Below are 3,116 nucleotides of genomic sequence, written 5' to 3' on the forward strand. Positions count from 1 at the left end.
ACTATAAAAGCTGGGTGATTTAAGGCCTTACACAACCCACTCCAAAGGAGAGGGCTTAAAAAAGAATTAAAACTCCTTGCCCCCCTCTCCTTTGGAGAGGGCCGGGGTGAGGCCAAACAAAAACAAAAATGGAAACATTAACATTAGATACAAAGCCAACCACAACAGATTTTTTGCCGCTTAACGGTACCGATTATGTTGAATTTTATGTGGGTAACGCCAAACAGGCCGCCCATTATTATAAAACCGCTTTCGGTTTCCAGGACCTGGCTTATTCGGGCCCTGAAACAGGCGTGCGCGACCGTGCATCGTACGTTTTGCAACAAGGTAAGATCCGTTTGGTATTGACCACGCCGCTGCACTCCGACCATCCCATTGCCGAACACATTAAAAAACACGGCGACGGTGTGAAGGTATTAGCCCTTTGGGTTGATGATGCTTACGATGCTTTTGAGCAAACCACAAAACGTGGTGCCGAGCCATACCAGCAGCCGCAAACCATTACCGATGAGCATGGCGAAGTACGCACCAGCGGCATAAAACTCTATGGCGAAACCGTTCATCTGTTTATAGAACGTAAAAACTATAACGGGCCATTCCTGCCCGGATATAAAGCCATGCAAACTACCTACCAGCCGCCTGTTGCGGGCCTGTTGTATGTAGACCATTGCGTAGGTAATGTGGGCTGGCATAAAATGGACAAGTGGGTTAATTTTTATGAGGATATTATGGGCTTCCGCAATATATTAACCTTTGATGATAAAATGATATCTACCGAATACTCTGCCCTGATGAGCAAGGTAATGAGCAACGGAAACGGTTATGTAAAATTCCCTATAAATGAACCGGCCGAGGGTAAAAAGAAAAGCCAGATAGAAGAATACCTGGAGTTTTACGAGGACGAAGGCGTGCAGCACATGGCATTAGCAACCGATGATATTGTTAAAACCGTAACCGACCTGCAAAGCCGTGGCGTGGAGTTTTTAACAGTGCCCACTACTTACTATGACGATTTAACTGCCCGTGTAGGCCATATTGATGAAGATCTTGGGCCATTAAAACAATTAGGCATCCTGGTAGACCGCGACGACGAAGGCTACCTGTTACAGATCTTCACCAAACCTGTTGAAGATAGGCCTACCCTGTTTTTCGAGATCATACAACGTAAGGGAGCAAAATCATTTGGTGCCGGTAACTTTAAAGCCCTTTTTGAAGCCATTGAGCGCGAGCAGGAGTTGAGGGGAAATTTGTAAGCCTGTCATCTAACCTTGCATCAAGCTACTGTGTGGACACATCTTTTGAAATTTGGCAAGGATAAATGAGCCGTAGGCTCTACCGCTTTGTAGAAAAAATAACGAACATGATTTATGCCTCGTAGGAGGCTACCCGTTCGTAGAAATGCAACGAAATTAGTCTCATCCATCCTAAAAATGCGATAAAGGGGTTGCTCCTATGGAGCAAAAACCTTTCCCTCCATTTGGCTACAAAGCGGTAAACCCTACGGGTCATAAAAAATACACCAAACGAAAAGATGTGTCCACACAGTAGCTACATCAAGAGAGAAGGATTTACAAGTGCCGGGCAGATTGTGGCCGTAGTTGAAAACAGATAAATATATCCTGGTTTGGCAGGTTTAGCAAAACCGCTGCCTGGCTGCTGGTGCCTTATCTTTTATGGGCAAGTTACGCTACATTGTTAAACATTAGCATTGTTGTGCTTAACATGTAGGAAAAACACTATTTTTATTGCACGTTTATGTGCCTAAAATGAAAAGAATACTACTTGCCTTCATCCTTATTATAGCTGCAACCGGTTTTACCTTTGCGGATACTATTGCCATTAACCATTTTGTAATAAAAGAAAACCCTTTTGCTAAAGATGAGGTGGCAGTTATTGCGGTAGATACGGCCGGCATCATACAGGAAAATGTGAATGGCCTTTTCACCTTCAGCCTAAACGGTTTTACCGAACAATTGACGTTTGACAAGGGTACCGCGTTTTACAGGCATAAGATAGAAAAATCGAGCTTTGTATACGCCCGCCACGCGAATGATAATGGCACACACTCTATGCTCTATTATATTTACAGGCACGATAGCAAGCTTACCCCTGTAAAAATAAGCTGGATAGTATTGATCTCTATCCCGTTGGGGTTAATATTACTGGGTTACCTGTTTAAAAGGCTTATTATTATAGCGCTTATTATCTTTTGTATATTCCTGTATTTTAACCACAGTAACGGGTTAAGCATACCAACATTTTTCCAGAGCGTTATTGATGGATTAAAGGGGATGTTTAATTAGAAGGGGCCGCTTTGTTTTAAAAAATCAATAATTCACTAAATCAATAATTCACTAATTAAAACGGCAGCCCTATACCAAAGTTGAGCTGCATAAAGGAGTAACTGTCGCCCAAAACTTTGCCTTTATCATCTATACCTGTTTTGTTGGCGCGCAGGTAAGCCTCTTTAAAGCTGCCGGTAGAGAATATCTCGTTAAAGTGTTTGATAAACACCCATTGGTCAGATCCATTAAACTGCGGATCTTTAAATTTAAATGCGGCATCCAGTCTGAATATAAAGAAACCCAGATCGAACCTTAAACCTGTACCGATACCAATAGCGGTAGATTGTAAAATATTATTAAATCTAAATTCGCCATTGGGGTTATCTGTTTGCTTGTGCAATCGCCAAACGTTACCTGCATCCATAAAAAACGCGCCTTTTAATTTCGCGCCAAAAAAATTATCGGCCAGTTTATACCGGTACTCGGCATTGGCAACAATTTTTATTTCGCCAAACTGATCAAGATATTTCAGGCGGGCACGGGTTGTATCAGAAGCTCCGTCTGTACCATAGCTTGCCCGGTTAAATTGCCCGGGGCCCAATGTACGCGGTAACCATGCGCGTATATCATTGGCGCCACCCGTGTAAAAATTCTTTTCAAATATTAACTGGGTACTGTTGCCATAAGGTATACCAATACCCGGATTAAAGCGGAATATGAATTGTTTTTCGCCACCTAAGCTACGATACCAGCGATAATCTATTTCTGTTTTTACGTATTGCGAAAAGGCATATCCAAACATAGTGCTTTGCCCAAGGGTATCTTTAGGCG

General features: G+C 42.7%; 4 protein-coding genes. 3 read left to right on the forward strand and 1 reads right to left on the reverse strand.

Going from position 1 to position 3,116, the window contains the following annotated elements:
• Positions 1-128 precede the first annotated feature (128 nt).
• The 3 genes from hppD to JWQ85_RS13915 all read left to right on the forward strand — a co-directional run bounded on the left by hppD (position 129) and on the right by JWQ85_RS13915 (position 2,303).
• On the forward strand, positions 129-1,253 hold the full coding sequence (gene hppD / locus JWQ85_RS13905; protein ID WP_299468942.1) for a 4-hydroxyphenylpyruvate dioxygenase: 1,125 nt from the start codon (positions 129-131) through the stop codon (positions 1,251-1,253).
• 361 nt (positions 1,254-1,614) lie between these two features.
• Positions 1,615-1,728: a tryptophan-rich sensory protein gene (locus JWQ85_RS13910; RefSeq protein ID WP_299468948.1), complete on the forward strand. Its 114-nt coding sequence runs from the start codon at positions 1,615-1,617 to the stop codon at positions 1,726-1,728.
• A 38-nt stretch (positions 1,729-1,766) separates the two neighbouring features.
• On the forward strand, positions 1,767-2,303 hold the full coding sequence (locus JWQ85_RS13915; RefSeq protein WP_299468944.1) for a hypothetical protein: 537 nt from the start codon (positions 1,767-1,769) through the stop codon (positions 2,301-2,303).
• 55 nt (positions 2,304-2,358) lie between these two features.
• Here JWQ85_RS13915 and JWQ85_RS13920 read toward each other — a convergent pair.
• The coding region (locus JWQ85_RS13920; protein ID WP_299468946.1) for a BamA/TamA family outer membrane protein at positions 2,359-3,116 on the reverse strand (758 nt) is incomplete at its 5' end.

Source organism: Mucilaginibacter sp., from assembly GCF_028288105.1.
Taxonomy (GTDB): Bacteria; Bacteroidota; Bacteroidia; order Sphingobacteriales; family Sphingobacteriaceae; genus Mucilaginibacter.